Source organism: Rhizobium sp. SVR5-9E (genome assembly GCF_056755095.1).
In genome coordinates this window covers 1-210 of record NZ_JBNDHS010000885.1, presented here as the reverse complement: position 1 = coordinate 210, position 210 = coordinate 1, and the positions used below count along the sequence as shown (strand labels likewise).

Here is a 210-nt window from a genome sequence, read left to right as displayed (position 1 = left end):
AATTCGATCTCCGGCGGTCGACTGGACCGATAGCGGATCGTCTTGCGGTCAGCGGATACAATCTGGCAGGCCCGCCGGTCTGAAAGCCCCACGGAACCCCGTGAAAACTTGATTGCTTGGCTTCGCGACGCCTATGCAATGGAGGAGCAGGCGATAACCATGCTCAACTCGCAGCTCAAGCGCCTGGAACACTATCCGGCACTGAAAGCA

General features: G+C 58.1%; 1 protein-coding gene. It reads left to right on the top strand.

Features of this window, described 5'->3' with window-relative positions:
* Positions 1-60: 60 nt before the first annotated feature.
* A partial coding sequence (locus tag ACPYOJ_RS37360; protein WP_481420682.1) for a DUF892 family protein occupies positions 61-210 on the top strand: 150 nt, incomplete at its 3' end.